Raw genomic sequence first — 24098 nt, 5'->3', positions numbered from 1 at the left:
AGAATGGCGGCATGAGCGACGACCTGGACAAGCTGATCGCCACCATCGAGGAGCAGGAACGCCGCCTGGTGTTCCCGCGCTTCGACGAGACCGACGCGTGGGCGCTGGGCAGCCTGCTCGTCAAGCTGGCCACCGAACGGCGGCTGCCGGTCGCCGTCGACATCCGCCGCGGCGAACAGCAGCTGTTCCACGCCGGGCTGCCCGGCTCCAGCGCCGACAACGACGCCTGGATCGAGCGCAAGGTGCGCGTCGTCTACCGCTACGCCGGCTCCTCGTACCTGGTGGGCCGCCGGCTGGCCGCCAAGGGCCAGAGCCTGAACGCCGAGATGGGCGTCGACCCGGCCCGGTACGCGGCGCACGGCGGCGCCTTCCCGATCCGGGTCACCGGCGCCGGGATCATCGGCGTGGTCACCGTTTCCGGCCTGCCCCAGGCCGACGACCACGCGCTGGTGGTCGAGGCGATCGAATCGACACTCGCCGGGTGATCGTCGGCGCCCGCGTCCGGGCGGTCTCGTCCCGGCCCAGGTGCGGGCCGAGCAACCAGCCGCCCGCCACCAGGAAGACGGCCAGCCCCGGCGCCAGGTAGCGCCAGCCGCCCAGCCCGGCCACCTGCTGCGGCGTCTCCGGGCCGACCAGACCGGTCGGCTCGAGCAGCACCGTGATCCGCTCGTCCAGGGAGAACGCGCGCACGTCGCGGCACAGCTCGACGGGAACCTTCGACCCGTCGAGCCGGGCCAGCTGGTAACAGAACTGCTCGTCGAACCCGCCGCCGCGGCGCTCGGAGACATTCATGTCCTCGACCAGGACCCGGACCTGCGTGGGCGAGTCCCACACGTCCAGCGCGATCAGCCGGGCCGTGGAATACATCGAGACGGCGAGCGCGAACATCGCCACGAACATCGCGATGTCCAGCCACCCGGTCCACCACGGTTTCTCGTACCCGGTGTCGTCCTGGCCTTTGCGCCCGGCCCGGGCGCGGGCGCGCACCCACGCGTGCAGGCCGACGGCGAGCAGGACCGACGCCGGCCACCACTGCGGCAGCCAGCCGCGCACGTCGACGGCGGCGGCGACCGCCCCAGGCAGCAGGCAGCAGCCGACCAGGCCCAGGCGGATCCCGAGCGGGCGCACCAGATTCACAGCGCTGATTCTGGCGGCACCGCGCAACCGGCGACACGGCCGGCCCTGCGATGGTGCAACCGGTCGCCAGGCCACATAGTTGACGCATGCCAGCGCAGCGTGACGTCAGCCACCACGACCAGTTCCAGCGACTGGCCCGCATCGCCGAAGACCTGGCCGTCACCGCGGAACAGAGCGCGCGGGTCCACGAGCAACTGGCCGCGCGGCTGCCCGGCGCCGCGGATCACGCCGCCCGGGACCGGCTGTTCGCCGCCGCCGAACGGGCGGCGGCCGAGTCGTACCGGGCGGGCCGGCTGCCGCCGCACGCGGTGCGGACGGCCATCCGGGCCAGCAGCTCGGCCGACGTCGACCCGGCGAACCTTCAGCAACGGACCATCGAGCAGGAACAGCGCGACACCGAATACACCTGTCCGTCCTGGTCGACCGGGAACGGCGGGTGCAGGACCGCGAGGAGCTGCTGGACCGGCGCGAGCACTACCGCCGAGACCTGCAGGCCGAACGCGACCGGCAGGCCGACACGCGCGACGCCGCCCTGAACCTGCGCGCCGACCAGGCCGACCAGCGCGACCGCGACGCCGACCAGCGGGAGATCGACTTCGAGGTGCGGAGGCAGTGACTACCCCGCGTCCAGCAGCGCGAGCTGGTCGGCGGTGAGCCGCAGGCCGGCGGCGGCGACGTTCTCGGCCAGATGGTCCAGGGAGGCGGTGCCGGGAATCGGCAGCATCACCGGGGAACGGGCCAGCAACCAGGCCAGCGCCACCTGCGCGCCGGTCGCGCCGGTCGCGGCGGCCACTGCGGCGACCGGGCCGTCGGCGGTGACCGCGGGCAGCACCGGGCGCCACGGCAGGAACGCGATCCCGGCCTCGGCGCAGGCGGCCAGGACCGGCTCGTACTCGCGGAACTGCAGGTTGTAGCGGTTCTGCACACTCGCGATCTCGACGATGCCGCGGGCCTCGGTGAGCTGCGCGACGCTCACCTCGGACAACCCGATATGGGCGATCTTGCCGGCGTCGCGGAGCTCACGCAGGGCGCCGACCTGGTCGGCGAGCGGCACCTGCGGGTCGACGCGGTGCAGCTGCATCAGCTCGATGCGGTCGGTGCGCAGCCGGCGCAGCGCCTCGTCGACCTGGCCGCGCAGGAAATCCGGGCGCCCGCACAGCTCGCCGGGCGGGGCGACCCCGACCTTGGTGGCCAGCAGCAGCTGCGGCGGATACGGGTACAGGGCCTCGGCGAGCAGCTCCTCGTTGGCGCCCCACCCGTACAGGTGGGCGGTGTCGATCAGGGTGACACCCAGCTCGACCGCCCGGCGGGCCACCGCGATCGCGTTGTCCCGCTGCTCGCCGGGCGCGGTGGGCAGGTGCATCGCCCCGAACCCGAGCCGGCCCACCCGGCGCACCCCGCCGATCAGGAAGTCGTTCACTCCGGCTGCCGCTGACGTTGCCGCAGGTAGGCCAGGACCGCCTCGCGCGTCGTGCGGACCCCGAACATGGCCCGGGCCTCGGCGATGCGCCGGTTCGCCGTACGCAGGGAAAGGAACTCGGCGGCCGCGGCCGCCGCGATGGTGTCCCCGGCGGCGAGCCGGTCCAGCAGGGCCCGCTGCTCCGGGATCAGATTGGCGATGATGTCGGAACCGTCGATCCCGCGGTGCACCGGGCCGATCCGCCCCAGGTCGTCGACGAGTGCCCGCCCGGCCGCCGAATCGGTGTCACAGATCGCCACCACCCCGGCGCCGCGGGCCGCCGCGAGGACCGCCAGCTGCGCGGTCTCGGTGTCGTCGTCGGCGATGCGGCCGTGCAGCACCAGCCGGGCGGCGCCGACGTCCCAGGACGGGTCCGGCAGGGCGAACCCCGACCGTGCCGTCCAACCCTCGCGAGCAAGGCGGCGCAGAACCGTCTCGGCCTCCGCCGAGGTGGCCACTACGTGGCGTGGAGCGTCGGGCTGTCTTGTCACCGGCGACCTTCCTCGCTGCTGTCGTAGGGATCGGGGGCGAAGGCAAGGGCCGCGGCCTCGGTACGGGTACGCGCACCGAGCTTGCGCATGCTCGACCGGATGTGGGTGTCCACGGTCTCCGCGGAAATGCCCAGCTGCCCGGCGATCCGGCGGGTCGGCTCGCCGGCCGCGACCAGCCGCAACACGTCGGTCTCGCGCTGGGTGAGCCGGCCACCGGAACGCGGGCTGCGCCGGTCGCGCTGCACCTGATGCCGGCGCAACCCGCGGCGGGCCCGCCCGGCGAGCACAGCCAGCCCGGCCCGGTCGGCCAACTGCTCGGCCTGCAGCAGAGCGGCCACCGCACGCTCGCGGTCCGGTTCGGTCAGCCCCGCCGCGATCAGGCAGCGCACCTGCTCGCGCAACGCGACCGGCTGCCAGCCGCCGGCCGCCGCCCCGAACCCCGACCCGACCGCCCAGGCCGTCAGCGTGCGCCGGGCCGGACCCGGCAAACCCACCGGAATCACCGCCGAGCCGGGTACGCCCAGATCGAGCGCCGCCCACTGCGCGGTGATCGCGTGAAGCCCGGCCAGCAGCCCGGTACCGGTGTCCTGCGTGCTCCTCGCCGCCCGGTCCGGCTGCCCGTCCAGCCAGGCCGCCTCCCGCGCCACCCACGCCGGCGCCGGGTGCGCGGGCACCCCGTCCAGCCGGGTCCGCGCCGCGGCCAGCAACCCGGTGTCCGCCTCGATCAGCGCGGTGGCCGCAGTCGCATAGGCCCGCGCTTCGGCCGGCAGCGTCCGGTCGGTCAGGTTCGACACCCGGCGCAGCACCCCTTCGGCGCCCTCCCAGGCCAGATCGGCGGGCAGCGGCTCAGCAGCGGCCGGCTCCGGCACCTGCGGTGCAGGCCCGTCGGCTGGTGGCGTGCCCGGGGTGAGCGCCCCGAAATCCGGCTGACCGTGCACGCCGGCTGCGGGTTCCTGACCGGGTGGGGCGGTGGGTGGCAGGTCCAGGTGGTGGCCGTGCAGGGCGAGCGCCCAGTCCGCCGCCGCCAGGAAGCGGGTCTGCCAGCCGTAGGCGAGCGCGGCCCCGCTGGTCTCGGCCGCCCGCAGGGCCGCGCGTGCCGAGTCGAGCAGTCGGCCGTCGGCGGCCAGATGTTCCACGAGCAGCCAGGCACTCCACCGGATGATCAGCGGGTCGCCGCCGGGCTCGGCGGCCGCGGCCAGAGCGGTGTCCCAGCCGGGCAGCCGGTGGGCGGCCCGGACCGCGGCGAGCGCGGCCGCGATGCCGACCGGCGGATCCGGATGCCGCACAGCGATCTTGTCGGCCAGGTCGCGGGCCGCCATCGGCTCGGTGGCCAGCGCCGCCAGCAGCAGCACCCGGTCCCGGCCGGCCACCACCGTTGCGGCAGCAGCATCCGGCACCGGACGCACCGCCTCGCGGGCGGCAGCCGGGTCACCGGCCTGCAGCAACGCCTCGCCGCGCAGCACCGCGGCCTCCAGCACCAGCGGCGCCGCCGCAGCAGGCGCCTCGGACCCGACCGCCGACGCCGGCCCGGCATCGCGGCGGTTGGGCCGGGTCGGCAGAGCCGCACCCGCACGCGCCGAAGGATCAGCCGGGCCAGGTGGGGCCGCGCCGGCGAGCGGAGACCACACCGCGGGATCGGCCGAGCCGGAAGAAAAGCCGGAGGCCCCGGGGTGTGAGGCGGAGGCTGCGAGCGCGGCGGCCAGCGGGCGCAGCACGTCCGCGGCGTCCTGAGGGCGGCCGGCCCCGAGCGCGGCGTCGGCTGCGGCCAGCCGCACCCGCGGGTCGACCGGGACGTCCAGGCCGCTGGCGAACAGCAGCAGCGCGGCACGTTCGCCGCCGGTGGCGCGGTCGGCGGCGGCCAGCGCGGTGCGGTAGGCCGCCGCGGTGTCGCCGGCGGCGGCCAGGTGGCGGGCGGCTTCCGCGGGTGGGGTCAGCTGGGCCAGGCGGGTGTGCAGGTCGGTGCGGGCGGCCGCGTCCAGCAGGCCCGCGGCGGTCTCGGCGACGTAGGCCGACACCGGCAGCAGGTCGCCGCCCGGTTCGGCGGTGACCAGGCCGGTGGCCAGCAGTTCGGCGGCGCCGGTGCCCAGCAGGGCGGCCGGGGCGGGGCGGCCGAGCAGGCCGAGCGCGGCCAGGGCGGTGCGGGCCGGGCGGGGCAGGTCGGCCAGGGCGGTGGCTATCGCGTACGCCACCTGGTCTATGTCCTCGCCCACCGGAGCGCGACCGGTGGCTGCCTGCCGGGCCAGCGCGATGATCGCCAAGGGGTTGCCGCCGGCGCGGACGATCACCGCGTTGAGCTGGGCGTCGTCGAGGCGGGCGGCGCTCTGCCGGGCCAGCGCGCGGGCGGCCGCCGGGTCCAGCGGGGGCACCGCGAGCCAGGCGGTCGCGGCAGCGCGCAGGGCGGCCACCGCAGGGTCGGCAAGGCGATGCGGGGTACGCAAAGCGACCAGCACCCGGCACGTGCGGGCCAGATGGGGCAGCGCCGCGACCGTGGCCGGATCGGCGTGCTGCAGGTCGTCGATGACCAGCAGGCCGCCGCGGACCCGGGACCGGACCGCTTCGGCGAGCAGGTGCACGTCGTCGGCGGGCAGCCGGGCGCGCACGGCCCGGGACAGGGCCAGCGCGGGAACACTGGAGAGCATGGCCAGACCGCCACCGAGGTGGGTGGGGCCGGGCACCGAGGCGGCGACCCGGCGCAGCAGGGTGCTGCGGCCGCTGCCGGGTGGGCCGGTCAGGACGATGAGCGCGGGCCCTTGGCGCAGCGCCGCGTGGGCGGCTGACTCGGGCTCGTCCGGCACCGGCGCTCCTCCCTCACCCTGTTGGACCCCAGCCCCTCACCTGCCGGGGCCGAACCTCACTGGCACGAACACGGGATCCGGCCGCGACCCCGGCGTCCGTAGGCTGTGCTGCGGGCAGGCGGTTCCGGCCTGCCACTGCTGCGACGGAAAGGCCCTCCTCGTGACGACGTCAGCCGCGGTACGCACATTGTCGCCGACTTTGTGCGCACCTGACGAGTCGTGGTGAGCGGCCCCCTCACCACCGGCGTCGCGACGCTCTGTCACGAGATCGTCACGAAGATCTCCTCCGATGCTGGTGGCCAGGTACGACAGATCGGTGACCGTCTACACGATCCGTTACGGGTCGCGATCGCAGGTCGCCTGAAAGCCGGAAAGTCGACACTAGTCAACGCCCTGATCGGCCGTCGCGTCGCCCCTACCGCGGCCGGCGAGTGCACCCGCGTGGTCACCCGGTTCCGTTACGGGCCCGCCGACCGCATCGACGTGATCACCCGCGAGGGCGAACGGCGCAGCCTCCCGCTGGACGACGACGGCATGGTCCCGGCCCGGCTCGGGGTGCCCGCCGCCCGGGTCGCCTACGTCGACGTCACCCTGACCAGCGACCGGCTGCGGGACCTGACCGTCGTCGACACGCCCGGGCTGGCCTCCACCGACATCGCCGGCAGCGCCCGCGCCGAGGAGGCCGTCGGGATCGACGCCGACTCGGCCGGGGAGATCACCGCCGCCGAAGCGGTCATGTACGTGTTCACCCAGGCGGTACGGGCCGACGACCTGCGCGCCCTGGAAGCCTTCCACGCCGCGTCGGCCCGGTTGGCGACCAGCCCGATCAACGCGATCGGCGTGCTCGGCAAGGTGGACACGCTGACCGGCGGGGCCGGCGACCCGTGGCCGGTGGCCGGGCCCCTCGCTCAGCAGCAGGCGCGGCTGCTCACGCGTACCGTCGGCGATGTGGTGCCGGTGGCCGCACTGCTGGCCGAGACCGCCGAGGCCGGCCGGTTGACCGCTGCCGACCGTGACGCGCTCGCCAAGCTGGCCACGCTGCCCGCCGCGGAATTGACCCTGCTGCTGGCCTCCGCCGACCTGTTCCGCAACCGGCCCGCCCCGGTCAGCGCCGAACAGCGCGACCGGCTGCTGACCCGCCTCGATCTGTACGGCATCGGCTTCGCCTGCGCCCAGCTGGCCGCCGAACCGCGGCTCGGCACCGGCGAGCTGGTGCGGCGGCTGCTCGCCGCGTCCGGGTTCGAGCGGCTGCGCGACACCGTGGACCGCACCTTCCGCTGGCGCTGCGACGCGATCAAGGCCGGGTGGGCGCTGACCCGGCTGGAACGGCTCGCCGGCTACAGCAACGACCCGCAGGCCCGGCAGACCATCCGCGACGCCTTGGAGAACACCCTGCGCGACCCCGCCTACCACCGGCTGCGGTTGCTCGACGCCGCCCAGCGCGCGGCCAGCGGCAGCGTGCCGCTGCCGGCCGACTGGGAACGCGAACTGATCCGGCTGGCCACCTCCGACGACCCGCGCTGGATCCTGGAGCTGCCCGAGGCCGACGCGGGCGAACTGGCGGCGGCCGCGATCAGCGCGGCCGGGCGGTGGCGGGCGTACGCGGTGGACGGCGCCGGCCCCGCCCAGGCCCGCATCGCCCACGTCGCGCACCGCGGCTTCCACCTCCTAGCGCAGGAGGTGCGCCGGTGACCGACCTGACCGTCCAGCTGGACACCGCCGTCCGCGACACCCTGTCCTACCTGCGCACCGCCGACCCCGACGCCGCCGCCGACCTGGCCGAACTGCGCCGCGACCACGTCGTGCGGCCCGGCATCGTGATCGTCGGGGAGACCAAACGCGGCAAGAGCTCCCTGATCAACGCCCTGCTCGGCGTCCCCGGGCTGTCCCCGGTCGACGTCACCGTGGCCACCACCGCGTACCTGCAGTTCCAGCCCGGCGACGAGTTCACCGCGACGGCCTGGCTGCCCGGCGGCGACACCGTGCAGATCGACGACCTGCGGCACCCGCGGGCCCGGCGCATCGAGGTCACCCACCCCGCGCCGCTGCTGCGCTACCTGAGCCTGCTCGACACCCCCGGCGCCGGCGGCCTGGACCCGGCGCACGCCGCCATCGCGCTGGACGCGGTCCGGCGGGCCACCGCCCTGCTGTTCGTCGCCGACGCCTCCGCCCCGCTGTCCCAGCCCGAACTGGACTTTTTGGCCGCCGCCACCGAACGCGTCGACGCCGTCGTCTTCGCCCTCACCAAGATCGACGCGTTTCCGCAGTGGCGGACCATCGCCGAGGACAACCGGGCCCTGCTGCAGGCGCACGCGCCCCGCTTCGCCGCCGCACCCTGGTTCCCGGTCTCCGCCCGCCTCGCCGAACTCGCCCTGTCCGGCCCCGACGGCGCCCGCGACGCGCTGGCCGAGGAGTCGCGGATCGCCGGGCTGCAGCACGCCCTGGTCGAACTCGCCGGCCGCGGCCACCAGCTGCGCCTGGCCAACGTGCTGCGCGCCGCCCGCGGTGACCTGGCCCGGCTGCGCGACGCCGCCGAAGCCCGCGTGCAGGCCTCGGCCGCCGACCCGCAGAAGCAGGCGGAGGCGCGGGCCGAACGTGCCGCCCTGGCCGGGCGTAAGCGCACCGAGTCGCGGCAGTGGACGCTGCGGCTAGGCACCGAGATCCAGCGGGCCCGGGTGGAGACCGTCGGCTACCTGCGCACCCGCATCGGCGACGTGCAGCACCAGCTCGCCGCCCGCATCGACAAGGCCAGCACCGATGAACTCGCCGCGCTGCCCGACGACGTCGACACCCACCTGCAGGCCGTGGCCGCCGACCTGTCGCAGCGGCTCGAGACGGCGTACCACGACATCGCCCAGCGGGTGCTGGCCGAGGCGTTCGACCCGGAAAGGCTCGCCGCCACCCTGACCCGGCTCAGCGCCACCATCCGGCACGCCCTGGCCGCCGGCCCGCCCCGCGGCACCAGCGACAACATGCTGATCGCGCTGTCCGCCGGCGGCATCGCCCTGGTCGCCGGCCGCGGCGCCACGCTGGGCATGTCCGCGCTCGGCATCGCCGGCGCCGGACTGCTGATCCCGGTCGCCGGGGTCGCGCTCGGCCTGGCCGCCGGCGGCTACGTGCTGTACCGCCGGCGCGTGCACAACGACCGCCGGCAGGCGCAGAGCTGGCTGCGTGACGTGCTCGCCGAAGCCCGCGCCGCCCTGACCGACGAGATCAGCACCCGGTTCACCGACCTGCAGTACGCGCTGTCGGTCGCCCTCGACGACGCCATCGAACGGCGGCTGCGCGAACTCGACGCCCACATCGCCGAGATCGACGCGGCAGCCGCCGAGGACGCCGCCGGGCGGGCGAAACGCCGGGCCGCAGCCCAGCAGGAGTACGACGCCGCGGTCACCCGGCTGCGGCAGGCCGACGAGGCGCTGCTGCGGGCGCGCGCCCTGACCCCCACACCGATCGAGGACGACCGGGAGAGGTACGCATGACCGACCACTGGGACGACGACTTCGACTTCGACGACGACCTGCCGGAAGTCGAGCAGCCGGAGTTCGACCAACCCGACATTCCGGACACCTCGGTTGAAGCGGACCTGCAGGACGACACACCGTGGGACGAGCCGGACTTCCCCGAGATCGCCGACGTCGCCGACCCGGAGCCGGTCGCCGTCGACGACACCGTGTTCCCGCCGTCACTGGACGTCGGTGAGCTGCCCGAACCCGTCGACGGCTTCCCGTGGATCGACCCCGGCACCCTCGGCGCCGCCGACCCGTCCGGGTTCAGCGCCCCGGTCGAAGCGGTACGTGCCGACGAGCTCGCCGCGTACGCCGGAGTGGATCTTCCCGAGGGCGCCGACCCGTGGACCGTGCTCGCCGCCGACGAGGATCCCGCCACCAGCGCCCTGGCCCGGTGGTGGACACCCGGTGAACAGTGATCCGTGTCTCCCGTAAGCGGTCGGCGGGTGGCATCATGTGCGCGCACCTTTAACAAACTGGAGCGCGATCGATGGCCGTGACCGGCACCCCCACCCCCGTTCCCGCCGGCCGGCGCGAACGCACCGGCTGGTACTTCTACGACTGGGCGATGTCGGCCTTCTCCACCACGGTGATCACCGTGTTCCTGGGGCCGTTCCTGACCACCGTGACCGAGCTGGCCGCCGGCTGCGCGATCGACGCCGACGACTGCGACGGGGTGGTCCGGCCGTTCGGCATCACCGTCGCCGCCGGCTCCTACTTCGCCTACCTGGTGTCGCTGTCGGTGCTGCTCACCGTCTTCGTGCTGCCGGTCATGGGCGCCGTCGCCGACCGCGCGCCGCGCAAGAAGCCGCTGCTGGCCGGGGCCGCGTTCATCGGCGCCGCCGCCACCGTCAGCATGGTCTTCGTCACCGGCGACCGCTACCTGCTCGGCGGCTTCCTGTTCCTGATCGCCAACATCGCGTTCGGCGCGGCGGTGGTCGTCTACAACTCGTTCCTGCCGCAGCTGGCCGGGCCCGACGAACGCGACAAGATCTCCAGCCGCGGGTGGGCCGCCGGCTACCTCGGCGGCGGTGTGCTGCTGCTGCTCAACCTGATCGCCGTGATGTCGCTGTCGGAGGAAGGCAACCCGCAGCGCACCCTGGACATCGCCCGCTGGTCGATCGTGTCGGCCGGCCTGTGGTGGGCGGCGTTCACCACCGTGCCGCTGCTGTGGCTGCGCGAGCACCCCAGCGTCGAGTCCGGCAAGGCGCGCGGCAACGTGCTCACCGACGGGTTCAAGCAGCTCGGGCACACCATCAAGGGGATGCGGGCGTACCCGTTGACGCTGTTCTTCCTCGGCGCGTACCTGATCTACAACGACGGCATCCAGACCGTCATCGCGCTGGCCAGCCAGTTCGGCACCGAGGAACTCAAGCTCGAACAGTCCACGCTGATCCTGACCATCCTGATCGTGCAGTTCCTCGCCTTCGGCGGCGCGCTGCTGCTCGGCGCGCTGGCCAACAAGATCGGCGCCCGCAAGACGATCCTGCTGTCGCTGGCCCTGTGGCTGGGCGTGGTCACCGCCGCCTACTGGCTGCCGGAAGGCGAACCGCTGCCGTTCATGCTGCTCGGCGCCGGCATCGGCCTGGTCATGGGCGGCAGCCAGGCCCTGTCGCGCAGCCTGTTCTCGCAGCTCATCCCGGCCGGCAAAGAGGGCGAGTACTACGGCTTCTACGAGATCAGCGACAAGGGCACCAGCTGGCTCGGCCCGCTGTTCTTCGGCCTGATCTTCCAGGTCACCAACAGCTACCGGACCGGCATCATCTCCCTGATGGTCTTCTTCCTCGTCGGCGGCGTGCTGCTCGCCTTCGTGCCGCTGCGGCGCGCCATCCAGGCGGTCGGCAACACACCGCCGAAGCTCATCTAGTGGACATCACGATCGACGCGGACTCGGCGACGCCACCCTACGAGCAGGTCCGGCTGCGCATCGCCGAGCTCGCCGCCGCCGGCTCGCTCGCCGCGGGCACCAAACTGCCCCCGGTACGCCAGCTCGCCGGCGACCTCGGCCTGGCGGTCAACACGGTCGCCCGCGCATACCGCGAGCTGGAACAGGCCGGCCTGGTGGAAACCCGCGGCCGCGCGGGCACGGTGATCACCTCCCGCGCGGCCGGCACGTCCCGGCAGGCCCAACAGGCAGCCATGACGTACGCCGAACGCACCCGCGCCCTCGGCATCCCGGCCGACACCGCCCTCGCCCTGGTCAAAGCCGCCCTGGAAGACCGCCTGTGAACTTCGACGTTCTGGCCATGCTGATCCGCGAGGATCTCGGCGCCGCCGGCCTGCCCGTGCTGCCGGTCGAGTACAGCAGCATGACCTCGGCCGGCGCGACCGTGCAGCCCGACGACAGCGGTGTCGTCGTCGGCTGGCGGGTCCACTACGCGCTGATGACCGTGGGCATGCACGAATACTCCCGGTTGCAGAGGGGCGGCCCGGGCGCGCGGTTTCACGGCGCGGTCAGCGATGCCATGCGGGACGCGATGGCCGAGATCCTCACCGCTGCCGGGTACACGCTGGAGAAGGACTACAACGACTATGCGCCGTACGACCTGCTGGTGACCGCCGGCCCCGCCGACCGCCCGTCCTGGCGGGACTGGCACGACGCCCAGGACGCGCGACGCCACGCGATCCAGCACCGGCTGCTCACCAAGGCCCACAACGACGACGGCTGAACGCCGGCAGCCATGACGTACGCACCCGCGCCCTCGGCATCCCGGCCGCCACCGCCCTCGCCCTGGTCAAAGCCGCCCTGGAAGACCGCCTGTAAACCAGCACCCCGGCTGACCCCCAGCGTCGGTTCCGGGCCGTCGAGGCAGCGCTGGCCGTCAGCCACGCACGCCCGGCTGACCACCAGCGTTGCTTCCGGGCCGTCGAGGCAGCGCTGGCGGTCAGCCAAGCACGTCGGCTGACCGCCACGGTTGTATCCCGGGCTGGGAGGCAGCGGTGGGAGTCAGCCGGGAAGGGTTGGCTGACGGCCAGTGCTGTCTCGACCGCCGGGAAGCGACGCTGGGTGTCAGCCGGGGGTGGGCGGGGGACGGCCGTCGCTGGACCACCGCACATTTCCCGGCGGGCGCGCTGAGGGCTGGAGTGGCTGGTGGCCGCGTCGTGCGGCGGGACGGGCAGGGTTCGGCGGGACGGGCATCGCCCGTACCCCGAATCTTGAAGTCGGCGGTGAAAAGTGTCGGTGGCGGCAGCTAGGGTGGTTTTCCTAGCCGGGAGGTCGCCGTGGCCAAGCTTGATCGCGAGCTGTATGAGACGGAGCTGGTGCGGCTCCAGCTGGAGCTGGTCAAGGTTCAGGAGTGGGTGAGGGCTTCCGGGGAGCGCGTCGTCGTGCTCTTCGAGGGGCGCGACGCGGCCGGCAAGGGCGGCGCGATCAAACGGGTGACCGAGTTTCTGAATCCGCGGGTCGCGCGGATCGTCGCGTTGCCGGCGCCGACCGACCGGCAGCGCACGCGGTGGTATTTCCAGCGCTATGTGGAGCATCTGCCATCGGCCGGGGAGATCGTGCTGTTCGACCGCAGCTGGTACAACCGGGCCGGCGTCGAGCGGGTCATGAAGTTCTGCACCGAGCAGGAGTATCAGCGGTTCCTGCACCAGTGCCCGATCTTCGAGCGGCTGCTCGTGGAGGACGGGATTCTGCTGCGTAAGTATTGGTTCTCGGTGAGCGACAAGGAGCAGGAGCGGCGGTTCCGCGACCGGCTCAAGGATCCGATGCGGCGCTGGAAGCTGTCGCCGATGGACGTCGAGTCGATCAGCCGCTGGGAGCAGTATTCGCAGGCCAAGGACGAGATGTTCGGCCACACCGACATCACCGAGGCGCCGTGGTATGTGGTGGATGCCGAGGACAAACGCCGCGCCCGGATCAACATGATCGCGCACCTGCTGTCCACGCTGCCGTACACCGAGGTGAAACAGCCGGAGATCAAACTGCCGAAACGCCCGAAGAGTACGGGGTATCAGCGCATGCCACGCGAGAAGCAGACCGAGGTGCCGGACCACGCGGCCGCGCTCTGATCATTCCCGGTCGAAGTAGGCGTCGACCACGGCACAGACCGCGTCCGGGTCGGCGGCCTCCACCGTGGTGTGCCCGGAGGCATGGTCGCGTTCGGCGCGGAACCGGCCGGTGCTGCCGGTGTAGGTGACCAGCCAGGCCGGGCCCAGTTGGTCGCGCAGGATGTCACGGACCTCGTCGGGGTCGGCCGGCCAGGTCCGGCGGCCGGTCACGGCGACAGGCAACATCGGGGTCGCATCATCGGGCGCGCCTTCCCGCGCCGCCGCGACGCCAAACATACGTTGACGGGCATGACTTCGACGGCGGCGAGAGTGTTGCTGGTGCCGGGGCGGGGCAAGCCGTTGCCCGGGCACTGGTCGGTGCAGTGGCAAGCGCAGCGCCCGGATGTCCATTGGGCGCCGGAGCCGCCCGGGCCGCCCTACGAGCCGGACGAGCGGGTCGCCGCCCTGGACCAAGCGCTGCGGGCCAGTGACGAGCCGGCGGTGCTGGTCGCGCACAGCGCCGGCTGCCTGACCGTCGCGTTCTGGGCGGCGCAGCACACCGGGCCGGTGCGGGCCGCGCTGATGGTCACCCCGCCGTTCCTGGACCGGCCGGAGGTCACCTGGACCCGGCTGCCGTTCCGGACTGTCGTGGTGGCCAGCCGCAACGACCCGAACGCCACGTTCGAGCAGGCTGCGGCGATCGGCCGGGACTGGGGCGCCGAACTGTACGACGCGGGCCCGGTCGGCCACCTCGACTCGAAGACCGGGTTCGGGCCGTGGCCGGCCGGGGAACGCCTGGTCGACGCCCTGATCAAGGACGAGGCAATCCCCGGCTGAGATCCGCGAGCGGTCCGAGGTGACCGAGCTTGTCCGGGTTGATCACGCCGTGGATGGTCCGGACCGCGCCGTCGGCGATGTCGAGCTCCAGCACGCTGATCACCCGGCCGGCGGCGTCGTGCAGCACCGCGCCCGGCCGGTTGTTCACCAGCGACGGGTGCAGAGTGCCGCCGGCCTGCGCGATCCGGCGGAACAGCTGGTGCAGGAACAGCCCGACCTGCTCGCGCCCGGCCAGCGGGGTGGCCAGCGCGGGGGCCTTGCCGCCGCCGTCACCGTAGGACACCACGTCGGGTGCCAGGGTGCCGAGCAGCGCGTCCAGGTCGCCGCCGGTGACCGCGTCGAAGAACCGGCGGGCCAGCTCGTCGCTCTCGGCCCGCCGGGCCGGACCGGGCGCCGGCCGGCCCGCCGCGAGCCGTTGCCGGGCCCGGGCGAAGATCTGCCGGCAGTTCACCTCCGACTTGCCGACCACCGCTGCGGTCTCGGCGTGGCTGTAGCCGAACACCTCGTGCAGCATGAACACCGCCCGCTCGACCGGAGACAACGCTTCGAGCAGCACCAGGAACGCCATCGACAGCGAGTCGGACAGCTCGGCGTGTTCGGCCGGGCCGGGGCCGTCGGCGGGCACCACGACCGGTTCGGGCAGCCAGTTGCCCACGTACGTCTCCCGCTTCACCCGGGCCGAGCGCAGATAGTTGATGCCGAGCCGGGTCACCGAGGTGGTCAGGTACGCCTTGCGGTCGGTGATCGTCGTGCCCGCCTGCCGGGCCTTCGTCTCGCCGAGGAACGCGTCCTGCACGATGTCCTCGGCGTCACCGACCGACCCCGTCATGCCGTAGGCGATCGAGAACAGCAGCGGCCGGTAGCCGGTGGAATCGGACATGCGCCCGTCCTCTCGTTCGTCCGCCTGCCGTGCCGGGGCGGCCCGGCACGGCAGGGCTCGGGCGTCAGGCGAACTGGCCGACCCGGTAGTCGCCGCCCGGCTGCTGGACCATCACGTTGAGCCGGTTGAACGCGTTGATCAGCGCGATCCCGGTGACCAGCGCGGCGAGTTGCTCGTCGTCGTAGTATTTCGCCGCGTTCGCCCAGGCGTCGTCGCTGACGCCGGGGGCCGCGTCGGCGACCCGGGTGCCCTGCTCGGCCAGCGCCAGGGCGGCCCGCTCGGCGTCGGTGAACACGGTGGCCTCCCGCCAGGTGGCGACCATGTTCAGCCGCAGCTGGGTCTCGCCGGCAGCCACAGCCTCCTTGGTGTGCATGTCGGTGCAGAAGGCGCAGCCGTTGATCTGGCTGGCCCGCAGCCGCACCAGCTCCTGGGTGGCCAGCGGCAGCGTGGACTCGGCGAGCACCCGGCCGGCGGCGGTCAGGTGTTTGATCGCCTTGAGAGCGGTCGGGTCAGCGAAGAAGTTCAGCCGTGCTTGCATGGTGGCGCTCCTTACCGGTGGTTGTCGGTGGGTACGCCCTTCTAAGACACCCGGTCCCGCCGCAACGTGACACCGCCCGGATGTGAGCCACATCTCGTCAGCGAAGCAGGCCGGCCCGGCTCAGGAAGTCGAAGATCACCCGGTCCACCGGGGAGACGTGGTCCCGGTCGGCGAAGGTCAGCCGGACGATCTCCTCGATCTCGTGGTCGGCGCGCAGGTCACCCCGGTAGTCGGCGGTGTAGCAGGTCATCTGCACGGTGACACCGTCCGGGTGCCCGTGGGCCGGGGCATGGAAGGTGCCGAGATGCCGGGCGGTGGCCGCGACGATGTCGACGCTGAGCTCCTCGCGGATCTCCCGGACCAGGGTGTCCAGGTCGGTCTCGCCGGGTTCGCGTTTGCCGCCCGGCAGGTAGTAGACGTCCTTGCCGCGTGACCGGGTACTCAGCACGGTGCCGTCGTCGAGCCGGACCCAGGCGACCTTGTCAATGATCATGGGCGGGCTCCCGGGGTTCGCCGCGCAGGACGAGGATGTGCCACAGGTACTTGATCAGCTGGAGCGGGTCGTCGAACCGGGACCACTCGTGCGGGGCGCGCACCACGTCGCGAGCGGCCCGGCCGATCACCGCAGCGTCCAGGATCGGTGTCCGGTAGCGGTCGGCGACGACGGCCGCGACGTGCCTGCTCACCGTGAGCCCGCCATGGATCTGGGCCTCGACGTAGTCGTCGAGGGCACGGCCGATGCGGCCGGCGGCGCGGCGGGTGGCCAGCGCCTCGATCCAGGCCTGCGGCGAGGCGGCGCTGACGCCGAGGGCCGTCCCGGTACGCGCGACCTGCTCCGACAACGCCTGCCAGAGCGCCCCGAACGTGGCCGCCGTGCCGGTGTAGGCGCCGCCGAACATCCGGTGCTCCCACCGGTCGCGGTCCCCGACCGGATAGGCGGTCAGCCCGCCGTTGGAGATCCGGGTCTCGAACTGGCTGCGGTACACGCCGTCGTCAGCCAGGCATTGTGCGACCGTGCGGCCGTCGGCGACCAGCCGGTCCGGATGGAAGTTGACCGTCACCGCGACTCCCGGCGGAAACCCGCCCGGAGACGGAAAAAGCGCCCGCACAAAGGCGAGCGCTCGTTCCGCGGGATCGGTCACTTGGCCTCGATCGTGTTGGTCGCCAGCAGGACCAGCAGCAGCGTGCCCAGCGCCAGCCGGTAATAGATGAAGATGCTGTACGAGTGCTTCGCCACGAACTTGAGCAGCCAGTTCACCGACGCGTAGGCGACCACGAAACTGACCACCGTGGCCACGGCGGTGTTGACCCAGCCGACCCCGTTGGCGATCCGGTCGGCCTCGCCGATGCCCTGCAGCAGCGAGGCGCCGGTCAGTGCCGGGATGGACAGGAAGAACGACAGCTTGGTGACGGTCACCCGGTCGAAGTCGCGCAGCAGACCGGCCGACATGGTGGCGCCCGAGCGGGAGATGCCCGGGATCAGCGCCATGCACTGCACGACGCCGATGACGATGGTGTCCTTCCAGGTCACGTCCTTCTCGTGACGGACCTGGGTGGCGGCGTGGTCGGCGAACGCCATCACACCACTCCAGAGGATCAGCGCGCCGGCCACGAACCACAGGCTGCGCAGCGTCGTCTCGATCTGATCCTTGAACAGCAGCGCGGCGAACACGATCGGCATCGAGCCGAGCAGCACCGCCCAGCCGAACTTGAAGTCGGGGTGATCACGCAGGCCCTTGTCGAACAGGCCGCGGAAGAACGCCGGCACCACCCGGGCGATGTCGTGGCGCAGGAACAGGATGGTGGCCAGAACCGCACCCGACTGGATGATCACCGTGAACGCGGTGATGTCCGGGTCGTCGATGGTGTGCCCGAACAGCTTCTCCAGGATCGTCAGGTGACCGGTGCTGGACACCGGGAGGAACTCGGTGATGCCCTCGACCGCCCCGAGGATCACCGCTTCGACGATGGTCATTTCCGTAGCCACTGTGCCCGCTTTCCCTAGCCAGCCTGTGAGCATAGGGGGACGGATCAGGCGCTGTTACGCCGGGCACGGGCCGCCGCGATCGTGTACGCCGGGTCACGGTCCAGGTTGTGACGGTCACGGTCGTAACGGCGTGTGGTGCGCGGATCGGCGTGCCCCATGGCGTCCTGCACGTCTTCCAGCGGCACACCCTCGGCGCGGGCGGTGGTGGCGAACGAGTGCCGCAGCGAGTGCGGCGACAACCGGTCGGCGGCGTCGATGCCGGCCTCGCGCGCCAGCCGCCGGACCAGCCGGAAGATCGCATGCCGGTCGGTGCGTCCACCGGTCGCGGTCAGGAACAGCGGCCCCTCGTTCACGCCGCGCACCCGCAGATATTCGTCCAGGGCCGCGGCTGCGCCAGGGGTCAGGGCCCGGCGCCGCGGACGGCCGCCCTTGCCGACGAACCGCACGGTACGGTGCCCGCGCTCCCACCCCACGTCGGCCATGTCCAGGCTGACCAGCTCACCGACGCGCAGACCCAGGTCGGCCAGCAGGATCAGCATGGCGTTGTTGCGGACCGCGGCCGGACCGGTGGCCCGTTGCGCGGCGGCCAGCAGGTCGTCGACCTCGGCCGGGGTCAGCCCGACCGTCGAGGAATGGTCGCGGGACACGTACGGCCGGTCGGCGGCGACCACCGGGTTCGCGGTGACGGCCTGCAGTTTGACCAGGAAGTCGTACCAACTGGAGACGCCGGACAGCTTGCGGGCCACCGACGCCGGGGCCAGCGGCCGGGCCTCCAAACCGCGGGCGTACGCGTTCACGTCCAGAAACGACGCCCGCAGCGGATCGACCTGCCGCTGCGCGCACCAGGCCAGCCACGACTGCACATCACGCCGGTACGCCGCCCGGGTGTGCTCGGAAAGCCGCCGGTTCGCCAGCCACGCCTCGGTGAACTGTTCCGCCGAACCGCCGGCGGCCAGCTCGCGGGCGACGTGTGGAAGCAGGGACATGTCGCCAGTTTCTCAGTTTTCGATCACTTGTCCGTCTGCGACATGCCAGTGCCGGGTGTGGCCCACCGCATCGGCGAAATACCGGTCGTGGCTGACGAACAGCAGCGTCCCCCTGTAGCGCCGGAGCGCCTCCTCGACCACGTCCAGCGCCTCGAAGTCCAGGTAGTTGGTCGGCTCGTCGAGCAGCAGCACCCGCGACGGGCTGTTGACGACCACGGCCAGCAGCAGCCGCCGCAGCTCCCCGGCGGACAGGTCGCGCACCGGGGCGCTCCACTGCTTCGGCTCGAACTGGTGCCCGGCCAGCAACCGCTCGGCGTCGTCGACGTAGACCGGCACCCGGGCCCGGAAGAAGTCCAGCATGCTGGTGGCATCCCGTAACCCGGCGTCGGACTGCGGCAGCACCGCCGCCTCGGGATGACGCTCCGCGAGCGCCCGCAACAGCGTGGTCTTGCCAGAACCGTTACGCCCCGTGATGACGATCCGGTCGCCACGCGTGACGTCCAGGTCGAGGTGATCGAGCAGGGTGCGGGTGTCGAAGGCGACCGTCAGATCCCGGACCTTCAGCACGATCTCGCGGTCCTCGGCGTCGTCGCCCGGGAACGCCAGGGTCAGCGGCGGGCGGGTCCGCGGCTGCGCGATCCACTTCACCGACGCCATCTGCCGGCGCAGCCGCCGCTCACGGACCTTCGCCTTGCGCGCCACCAGACGGGCCACCCGGCGCAGGTGCGGGGCCTCGGCGCCGGATCGCACGGTGTTCTCGACGCCGGCCGCGTACCCCTTGGTCTTCTCGATGTCGGCTTCCCACCGCAACCGGTCCTTCTCCTGCGCCTCGTAATCGAGTAGCAGCCGCTCCCAGCGGCGCTGTTTCTCGGCGCGGTAGGCGGTGTAACCGCCGCCCGGATAGTCCTGGGGCTGCTCGTCGATGCCGTCCAGCTCGATGATCCGGGTCGCGAACTCGTCCAGGAACGCCCGGTCGTGGCTGACCGCGAGCACCCCGCCCGGGAAGTCGTGCAGCCATTGCCGCAGCCAGGCCGCGCCCTCGGCGTCCAGGTGGTTGGTCGGCTCGTCGAGCAGCAGCAGATCCGGCCCGCTGTTGTCGGCGGCGCCGAGCAGCGCCCGGGCCAGCAGCAGCCGGGCCTGCTCGCCACCGCTGACCGCGGCCACCGGCAGCTCGCCGGGCAGGTGCCCGATGTCCAGGCGCTGGCGGATCTCGGTGATCCGGGCCTCGGCGGTCCAGCCCTGCAGCGCGGTCCAGCGTTCCTGCACCACACCGAACTCGGCCAGCACGTCCTCACCGGCCGCGAGCCGCCCCTCCAGATCGCGCATCCGCGCGATGACCTGCGCGAGCTCACCGAGCCCACCGGCCAGGAACGCGCCGACGCTGCCGTCGAGGTCGGGCATCTGCTGGGGTACGTGTTCCACGTGCGCTCCCGGCGACACGGTCACACTGCCGGCGGTGGGTTTGAGCTCGCCGGCCAGAACCCTCAGCAGGGTGGTCTTGCCGGCGCCGTTGGGACCGACCACCCCGATCCGGTCGCCGGCGCCCAGCACCAGGTCGAACCCGGAGAACAGCAGGTCACCGTCGTGGGCGCGGCCGAGACCGACGGCCTTGAGGTGAGAGTGACGAGGTTGCAACGAGGCCTCCGAAGCGGGACACCGACAGGGAAGCGCCGGTCGAACGGCGCTGGGCAGGGTCGGGTCGCTCTCACATCGGGGCATGCACTCCTCGGGCCGGCAGCAGATCCTCGACAACCCTGCCTCGCCGGTTGCGCCGCGGCAACCGATTTACAGCATCCGGTCGGCCAGGTCGGCGATGCGCGGCTCGGTGCTCAGGAAACGCCGCAGCTCCTCGGCCCACGCCGGGTTGGTCTGGACCTGCTGGTCCTGGACCAGCAGACCGACGCGGCGCAGCCCGTTGCGCCAGGCGTTGGCGTCCCCGTCCCGGACGGAACTCTCCAGGTGGCCGAGGTTGGTGGGCTCGGCGTGGTCGCCGGGCCGGCCGAACAGGGCGAGCAGGTTCGGCCAGCGGATCGCCAGCACACACAGCTTGGCGATCTCGGCCCCGCCGGCCGGGGACAGCCCCTGCAGCCGGTGCTGCTGGGCGATGAAGCTGTAGAACCGGAACAGATTGACGAACCGCTTGATCTCCCGCGGGTTGTCCGAGGCCAGGCCGGGCACGCCGGCCAGAATCGCGGTACGGGCCTCGCTGTCGCTGTACAACTCGACCAGCACCCGGTTGGCGGCCTCCGACGTCTCCGGCAGAACCGTCTCCGGCGAGCCGGGCAACACTTCCCGCTGCGCCTGCAGAGCCACCTCCGCCAGCGACCCGGTCGTCGGGTTGCGCCGCCGGATCGCCGCTTCCAAGGTCCGGACCAGCGCGGCCCGGTCCGGTGTGGCCGGCGCGGTCACGGGTGCCGGTGTGGCTGCGGCTGTTCTCGTCACCGCCGGATCTGATGTCGCCGCCGGCGCCGGTGCCGTCGTGGTGGTGGCCGACGGCGGAGCCGGGTCGGCCGGCGTGGTCACCGCAGATGTGGGCCGCTCGAGCAGCGAATCGAGGTAGCCGCGGGTCTGCCGGGCCGGGTCCGGCGGCGGCAGGTTGAGCGGCAGCTGCACGATCTTCTCCAGGAACCGCCAGCCGAGCGTGGCGCCCTCGGCCGTGGAACGGCTGACCTCCGGATGCTTGGCCAGGTCCTTGTAGACGGACTCGACGTGGGCGGCCACGACCGCCGGTTCCATCGCGACGACGAACACGCAGTTCGGGAACTCCCCCGCCAGGAACAGGTTGATCGCCTCGATGACCTGCACGACGGCACCCGGTGAGCAGCGGTCCAGGTCGTCGACGAACACGACCAGCGGGCGTTCCTGGGTGGCGATCAGGTCCAGGACGCGGCGCATGTCGGTCTGCACGAGGTGCAGGAAGCCGAGGCGCCGGTCGTAGGCCGGGTCCGGGAACAGGTCGGTGTAGGCGCCCTTGAGTTCGGTGCCGGACTGGTCGACGGCGGTCTTGACCGGGTCCGGGACGCGCAGCAGCGGGCCGAAGGAGCCGGCCGCCTTGGCGCCCAGGAACTTGAGGGTGGCGACGAGCGCGCCGATGCTGAACGTGACACCGGCCAGCGACATCAGCCCGGCAGCGCCGATGCGCAGGTAGCCGGCGATCGTCGGCAGCACGACCGCGAGGAACAGGCCGGCGGTGGCCAGGACGACGGCCAGGGCGAGCCACAGCAGCCACGGCAGGAAACGGTCGACCAGCTGACGGTAGATCCGGCGCCGCAGGACCTGGCGGTCGATGCGGCGCAGGTTCAGGGCAAGCCAGAACCGCTCCCGGTCAGCGGTCGTGAGCCGGCCGGTGACCTGGGTGATGATCTCGTAGGCGAGGCCGGCCCAGATCTGCTCGCCGTTCTGGTACATCCACGGGTTGAACCAGACCGTCGGCCGCCAACTGTCGGCGGTCTGCGGCGGCTCCACATCGAGATCGCGGGCGTCGGCCTCGATCGGCGGCTCGGCGGTGCGGTGCAGCAGCTCGCTGTTGGTCAGCCGGTCGGTGCGGGCCCGCAGCAGCTTGCGGGCCTCGGCGGTCAGCCGCAGTTGGGCGGGCGTCCAGCGCTCCCGATCAGCACGCGGATCGAGGCGTTCCTGCACCATGCGCATCAGCGAGGTCTTACCGGCACCCCAGGGCGCGGTCACCCCGATCGTCAGCGGCGGCCGCGTGCCGCGATGCCGCACAAAGGCGGCAATAGCATCCGCGTACGGCGAATAGCCGAGCGTGTCGTCAGCGGTCCAATAGTCCCGGGTGATCGGCATCTCCGGGCTGAAGGCCGTTCGGACCGACATCCAGCGGATCGCCCGGTCGAAGGCGGCGCTGCGGTCCTGGGTGGTCTCGTCGGCGTCCAGTTGCGCGGCTGCGAAGCGATAGGTCAGGTCGCTGAGTTCGTAGGAGCCCGGCGTGGTGGTGTCGATCAGGGATGCGGCGGCGAGCGGCTGCAGGTGCTCGGCGACGCCGGCGGGGTCGGTGTCCAGAAGCGCAGCGGCGAGCCCGGCCTCGAAGTGTGGTGTCGGCAGCACGGCGAGCCGTCGGAAGAGCCTGCGCTGCTCCGGGGAGAGCGCTTCGTAGGCGCGGTCGAGCAGCAGTCGTGCGGCTGCTTCACCGCGCTCGGCCCCTTCCAGGGTGGTCGCCAGCGGGCCCAGGGACGTCAGCCCGCGGGTGCGGGCCTGAGACGCCACGAGCCGGAGAGCCAGCGGTGATCCGTCCACTGCCTGAACGAGCCGGTCAGCACTCGCAAGGTCGGCGTCGACGACGTCCGGTCCGGCGGAATGGCGCAGGACTTTCAGGCCGTCCCTGATGGGCAGGCCGCTGAGCTCGAACGTGGTGACTTCGCCGGCCGGAAAGCCTCCCTCCGACCAGGACTGCGTCGTGATCAACACGGCGGACCGGGATCGGGGAGGCAGCAACGACCGCAGGTCCGCCGAGGACTCGACATCGTCCAGCAGGACCAGCAGCCGCTTGCCGGACAGCAATGACCGGTACAGATGTTGGCGACCCGGAAGGCTGTCCGGCATCTCCTTCGGGTCGACGCCCATGTGTCGAAGGAGTGTCTCGAGCACCGTCTCGGTGCTGGTGAAGTTACGGAGGCTGACGAAGATCGAACCGTCCGGGAAAGCGGTGGCAACCCGCTCGGCCGCGACCCTTGCCACCGAGGTCTTGCCGATGCCGGGTGGTCCGGTGATCACCACGATCGGGGTGCGTTCGCCGCTCGTTCCCGTCAGCGCGGCCACGACCTGGGCCAGGATCTCCTGGCGCCCGACGAAGAACATGTCCGGTGCCGGCATGTCGGGCCGGATGGGCGGTGCCGACGTGGCCCGTGCGTTGATCTCCGAGGCGATCGTCCGGGCGTCGTCGTCCCAGAAGGCATCGCGAAGAATCTGCGTCGGGTAGCTCGTGACATCCTGCGCCATCGGTGCTGGTCCGGGCGGGGGCTCAACCAGGATGAGAAGCACGTCGCGACCCAGATCGTGCGCTGCAGCCAACTCGGTTCGCTGACTGTCTGACAAGGAGTAGTCGCGATCGTCACGACTCAGCAGAACGACGAGCACATCGGCAGCCCGCAGCGCCTCCACTGTCGCCGGCTCCCACCGATCCGCTGAGCCGACCATGGTGTCGATCCACACCGAATCGGGTCCCAGAAGCCGGCCCAGGCTGTCGAACAACCTGGTCGCGTATTGCTGGTTGGCTGCGGCGTAGCTCAGGAAGACCTGCGGGCGCTCAACCGTGTCGACCATGGAGCCATCTTGGCCTCATCGATGTCCCGAAAGCAGTACCCGACCGGATAGGTCGGTTGACGATATATAGCGTCGGGCGTACTGTCTCGGCCATGCATCGAGAGCTTTCACCGCGGGGGCGGGCATGACGGCGGCTGAGTGGCCGCGGGTTGATCCTCGGCTGGAGCGGGCCTACCGCCGCCTACTCAGGGTCTATCCGGGATCGTTTCGGC

23 protein-coding genes are annotated in these 24098 nt (G+C 72.3%); 10 read left to right on the top strand and 13 right to left on the bottom strand.

The window, feature by feature from the left end:
* Window positions 1-11: 11 nt before the first annotated feature.
* Window positions 12-485 carry a heme-degrading domain-containing protein gene (locus tag OHA21_RS14030; protein ID WP_328474013.1) on the top strand — a complete coding sequence of 158 codons (474 nt, stop codon included), beginning with the start codon at window positions 12-14 and terminating at the stop codon, window positions 483-485.
* Here OHA21_RS14030 and OHA21_RS14025 read toward each other — a convergent pair.
* Entirely contained in the window at window positions 409-1137 is a 729-nt protein-coding gene (locus tag OHA21_RS14025; protein ID WP_328474011.1) for a hypothetical protein, read from the bottom strand. The genes OHA21_RS14030 and OHA21_RS14025 overlap by 77 nt on opposite strands.
* Before the next feature lie 86 nt (window positions 1138-1223).
* Here OHA21_RS14025 and OHA21_RS14020 point away from each other — a divergent pair, with 86 nt between their 5' ends.
* Window positions 1224-1673, top strand: coding sequence for a hypothetical protein (locus tag OHA21_RS14020; protein WP_328474009.1), 450 nt, complete (start codon window positions 1224-1226; stop codon window positions 1671-1673).
* Between the two features lie 80 nt (window positions 1674-1753).
* On the opposite strand, the gene OHA21_RS14015 is transcribed toward OHA21_RS14020, so the two are convergent.
* Genes OHA21_RS14015 through OHA21_RS14005 form a run of 3 tightly spaced genes read right to left on the bottom strand, consistent with a single transcriptional unit; the run spans window position 1754 to window position 5882 of the window.
* On the bottom strand, window positions 1754-2557 hold the full coding sequence (locus OHA21_RS14015) for an aldo/keto reductase (RefSeq protein ID WP_328474007.1): 804 nt from the start codon (window positions 2555-2557) through the stop codon (window positions 1754-1756).
* On the bottom strand, window positions 2554-3087 hold the full coding sequence (locus OHA21_RS14010) for a LuxR family transcriptional regulator (RefSeq protein WP_328474005.1): 534 nt from the start codon (window positions 3085-3087) through the stop codon (window positions 2554-2556). The genes OHA21_RS14015 and OHA21_RS14010 overlap by 4 nt, the downstream gene beginning before the upstream one ends.
* Window positions 3084-5882, bottom strand: a complete 2799-nt coding sequence (locus OHA21_RS14005; protein WP_328474003.1) for a LuxR C-terminal-related transcriptional regulator — start codon at window positions 5880-5882, stop codon at window positions 3084-3086. The genes OHA21_RS14010 and OHA21_RS14005 overlap by 4 nt, the downstream gene beginning before the upstream one ends.
* Before the next feature lie 222 nt (window positions 5883-6104).
* On the opposite strand from OHA21_RS14005, the gene OHA21_RS14000 reads away from it, so the two are divergent.
* The 7 genes from OHA21_RS14000 to ppk2 all read left to right on the top strand — a co-directional run bounded on the left by OHA21_RS14000 (window position 6105) and on the right by ppk2 (window position 13402).
* Entirely contained in the window at window positions 6105-7574 is a 1470-nt protein-coding gene (locus OHA21_RS14000; protein WP_328474001.1) for a dynamin family protein, read from the top strand.
* Window positions 7571-9364, top strand: coding sequence for a dynamin family protein (locus OHA21_RS13995; RefSeq protein WP_328473999.1), 1794 nt, complete (start codon window positions 7571-7573; stop codon window positions 9362-9364). Before OHA21_RS14000 ends, OHA21_RS13995 begins: the two co-directional genes overlap by 4 nt.
* Window positions 9361-9810 (top strand): hypothetical protein, encoded by a 450-nt coding sequence (locus tag OHA21_RS13990; protein WP_328473997.1) that lies wholly within the window; start codon window positions 9361-9363, stop codon window positions 9808-9810. The genes OHA21_RS13995 and OHA21_RS13990 overlap by 4 nt, the downstream gene beginning before the upstream one ends.
* Before the next feature lie 71 nt (window positions 9811-9881).
* Window positions 9882-11258 carry an MFS transporter gene (locus tag OHA21_RS13985; RefSeq protein ID WP_328473994.1) on the top strand — a complete coding sequence of 459 codons (1377 nt, stop codon included), beginning with the start codon at window positions 9882-9884 and terminating at the stop codon, window positions 11256-11258.
* Window positions 11258-11620, top strand: a complete 363-nt coding sequence (locus OHA21_RS13980; RefSeq protein WP_328473992.1) for a GntR family transcriptional regulator — start codon at window positions 11258-11260, stop codon at window positions 11618-11620. Before OHA21_RS13985 ends, OHA21_RS13980 begins: the two co-directional genes overlap by 1 nt.
* Window positions 11617-12060: a hypothetical protein gene (locus tag OHA21_RS13975; protein WP_328473990.1), complete on the top strand. Its 444-nt coding sequence runs from the start codon at window positions 11617-11619 to the stop codon at window positions 12058-12060. The genes OHA21_RS13980 and OHA21_RS13975 overlap by 4 nt, the downstream gene beginning before the upstream one ends.
* A gap of 553 nt (window positions 12061-12613) precedes the next feature.
* Entirely contained in the window at window positions 12614-13402 is a 789-nt protein-coding gene (gene ppk2 / locus OHA21_RS13970) for a polyphosphate kinase 2 (RefSeq protein ID WP_328473988.1), read from the top strand.
* On the opposite strand, the gene OHA21_RS13965 is transcribed toward ppk2, so the two are convergent.
* The gene (locus OHA21_RS13965) at window positions 13403-13627 is read right to left on the bottom strand and encodes a hypothetical protein (RefSeq protein WP_328473986.1); all 225 of its coding nucleotides are present in this window, start codon (window positions 13625-13627) and stop codon (window positions 13403-13405) included.
* 63 nt (window positions 13628-13690) lie between these two features.
* Here OHA21_RS13965 and OHA21_RS13960 point away from each other — a divergent pair, with 63 nt between their 5' ends.
* Entirely contained in the window at window positions 13691-14218 is a 528-nt protein-coding gene (locus OHA21_RS13960; protein ID WP_328473984.1) for an RBBP9/YdeN family alpha/beta hydrolase, read from the top strand.
* Here OHA21_RS13960 and sigJ read toward each other — a convergent pair.
* The 8 genes from sigJ to OHA21_RS13920 all read right to left on the bottom strand — a co-directional run bounded on the left by sigJ (window position 14193) and on the right by OHA21_RS13920 (window position 23886).
* Window positions 14193-15098: an RNA polymerase sigma factor SigJ gene (sigJ, locus tag OHA21_RS13955; protein ID WP_328473983.1), complete on the bottom strand. Its 906-nt coding sequence runs from the start codon at window positions 15096-15098 to the stop codon at window positions 14193-14195. The genes OHA21_RS13960 and sigJ overlap by 26 nt on opposite strands.
* A 64-nt stretch (window positions 15099-15162) precedes the next feature.
* Window positions 15163-15636: a carboxymuconolactone decarboxylase family protein gene (locus tag OHA21_RS13950; RefSeq protein WP_328473981.1), complete on the bottom strand. Its 474-nt coding sequence runs from the start codon at window positions 15634-15636 to the stop codon at window positions 15163-15165.
* A 97-nt stretch (window positions 15637-15733) separates the two neighbouring features.
* Window positions 15734-16129, bottom strand: a complete 396-nt coding sequence (locus OHA21_RS13945) for an NUDIX hydrolase (RefSeq protein WP_328473979.1) — start codon at window positions 16127-16129, stop codon at window positions 15734-15736.
* A complete protein-coding gene (locus OHA21_RS13940; RefSeq protein WP_328473977.1) occupies window positions 16119-16697 on the bottom strand; it encodes a DUF3626 domain-containing protein in 579 nt (192 codons plus the stop codon). The genes OHA21_RS13945 and OHA21_RS13940 overlap by 11 nt, the downstream gene beginning before the upstream one ends.
* Window positions 16698-16774: 77 nt before the next feature.
* The gene (locus tag OHA21_RS13935) at window positions 16775-17611 is read right to left on the bottom strand and encodes an undecaprenyl-diphosphate phosphatase (protein WP_328473975.1); all 837 of its coding nucleotides are present in this window, start codon (window positions 17609-17611) and stop codon (window positions 16775-16777) included.
* A 56-nt stretch (window positions 17612-17667) separates the two neighbouring features.
* The gene (locus OHA21_RS13930) at window positions 17668-18609 is read right to left on the bottom strand and encodes a tyrosine-type recombinase/integrase (protein WP_328473973.1); all 942 of its coding nucleotides are present in this window, start codon (window positions 18607-18609) and stop codon (window positions 17668-17670) included.
* A gap of 12 nt (window positions 18610-18621) precedes the next feature.
* Window positions 18622-20244, bottom strand: a complete 1623-nt coding sequence (locus OHA21_RS13925; protein ID WP_328473971.1) for an ABC-F family ATP-binding cassette domain-containing protein — start codon at window positions 20242-20244, stop codon at window positions 18622-18624.
* Between the two features lie 150 nt (window positions 20245-20394).
* Entirely contained in the window at window positions 20395-23886 is a 3492-nt protein-coding gene (locus OHA21_RS13920; protein WP_328473969.1) for a P-loop NTPase fold protein, read from the bottom strand.
* Window positions 23887-24098 lie beyond the last annotated feature (212 nt).

The organism is Actinoplanes sp. NBC_00393 (assembly GCF_036053395.1).
Classification (GTDB): Bacteria; Actinomycetota; Actinomycetes; order Mycobacteriales; family Micromonosporaceae; genus Actinoplanes.
Note: the sequence above shows the minus strand (reverse complement) of the source record. Positions and strands in the feature narration are given on the sequence as shown.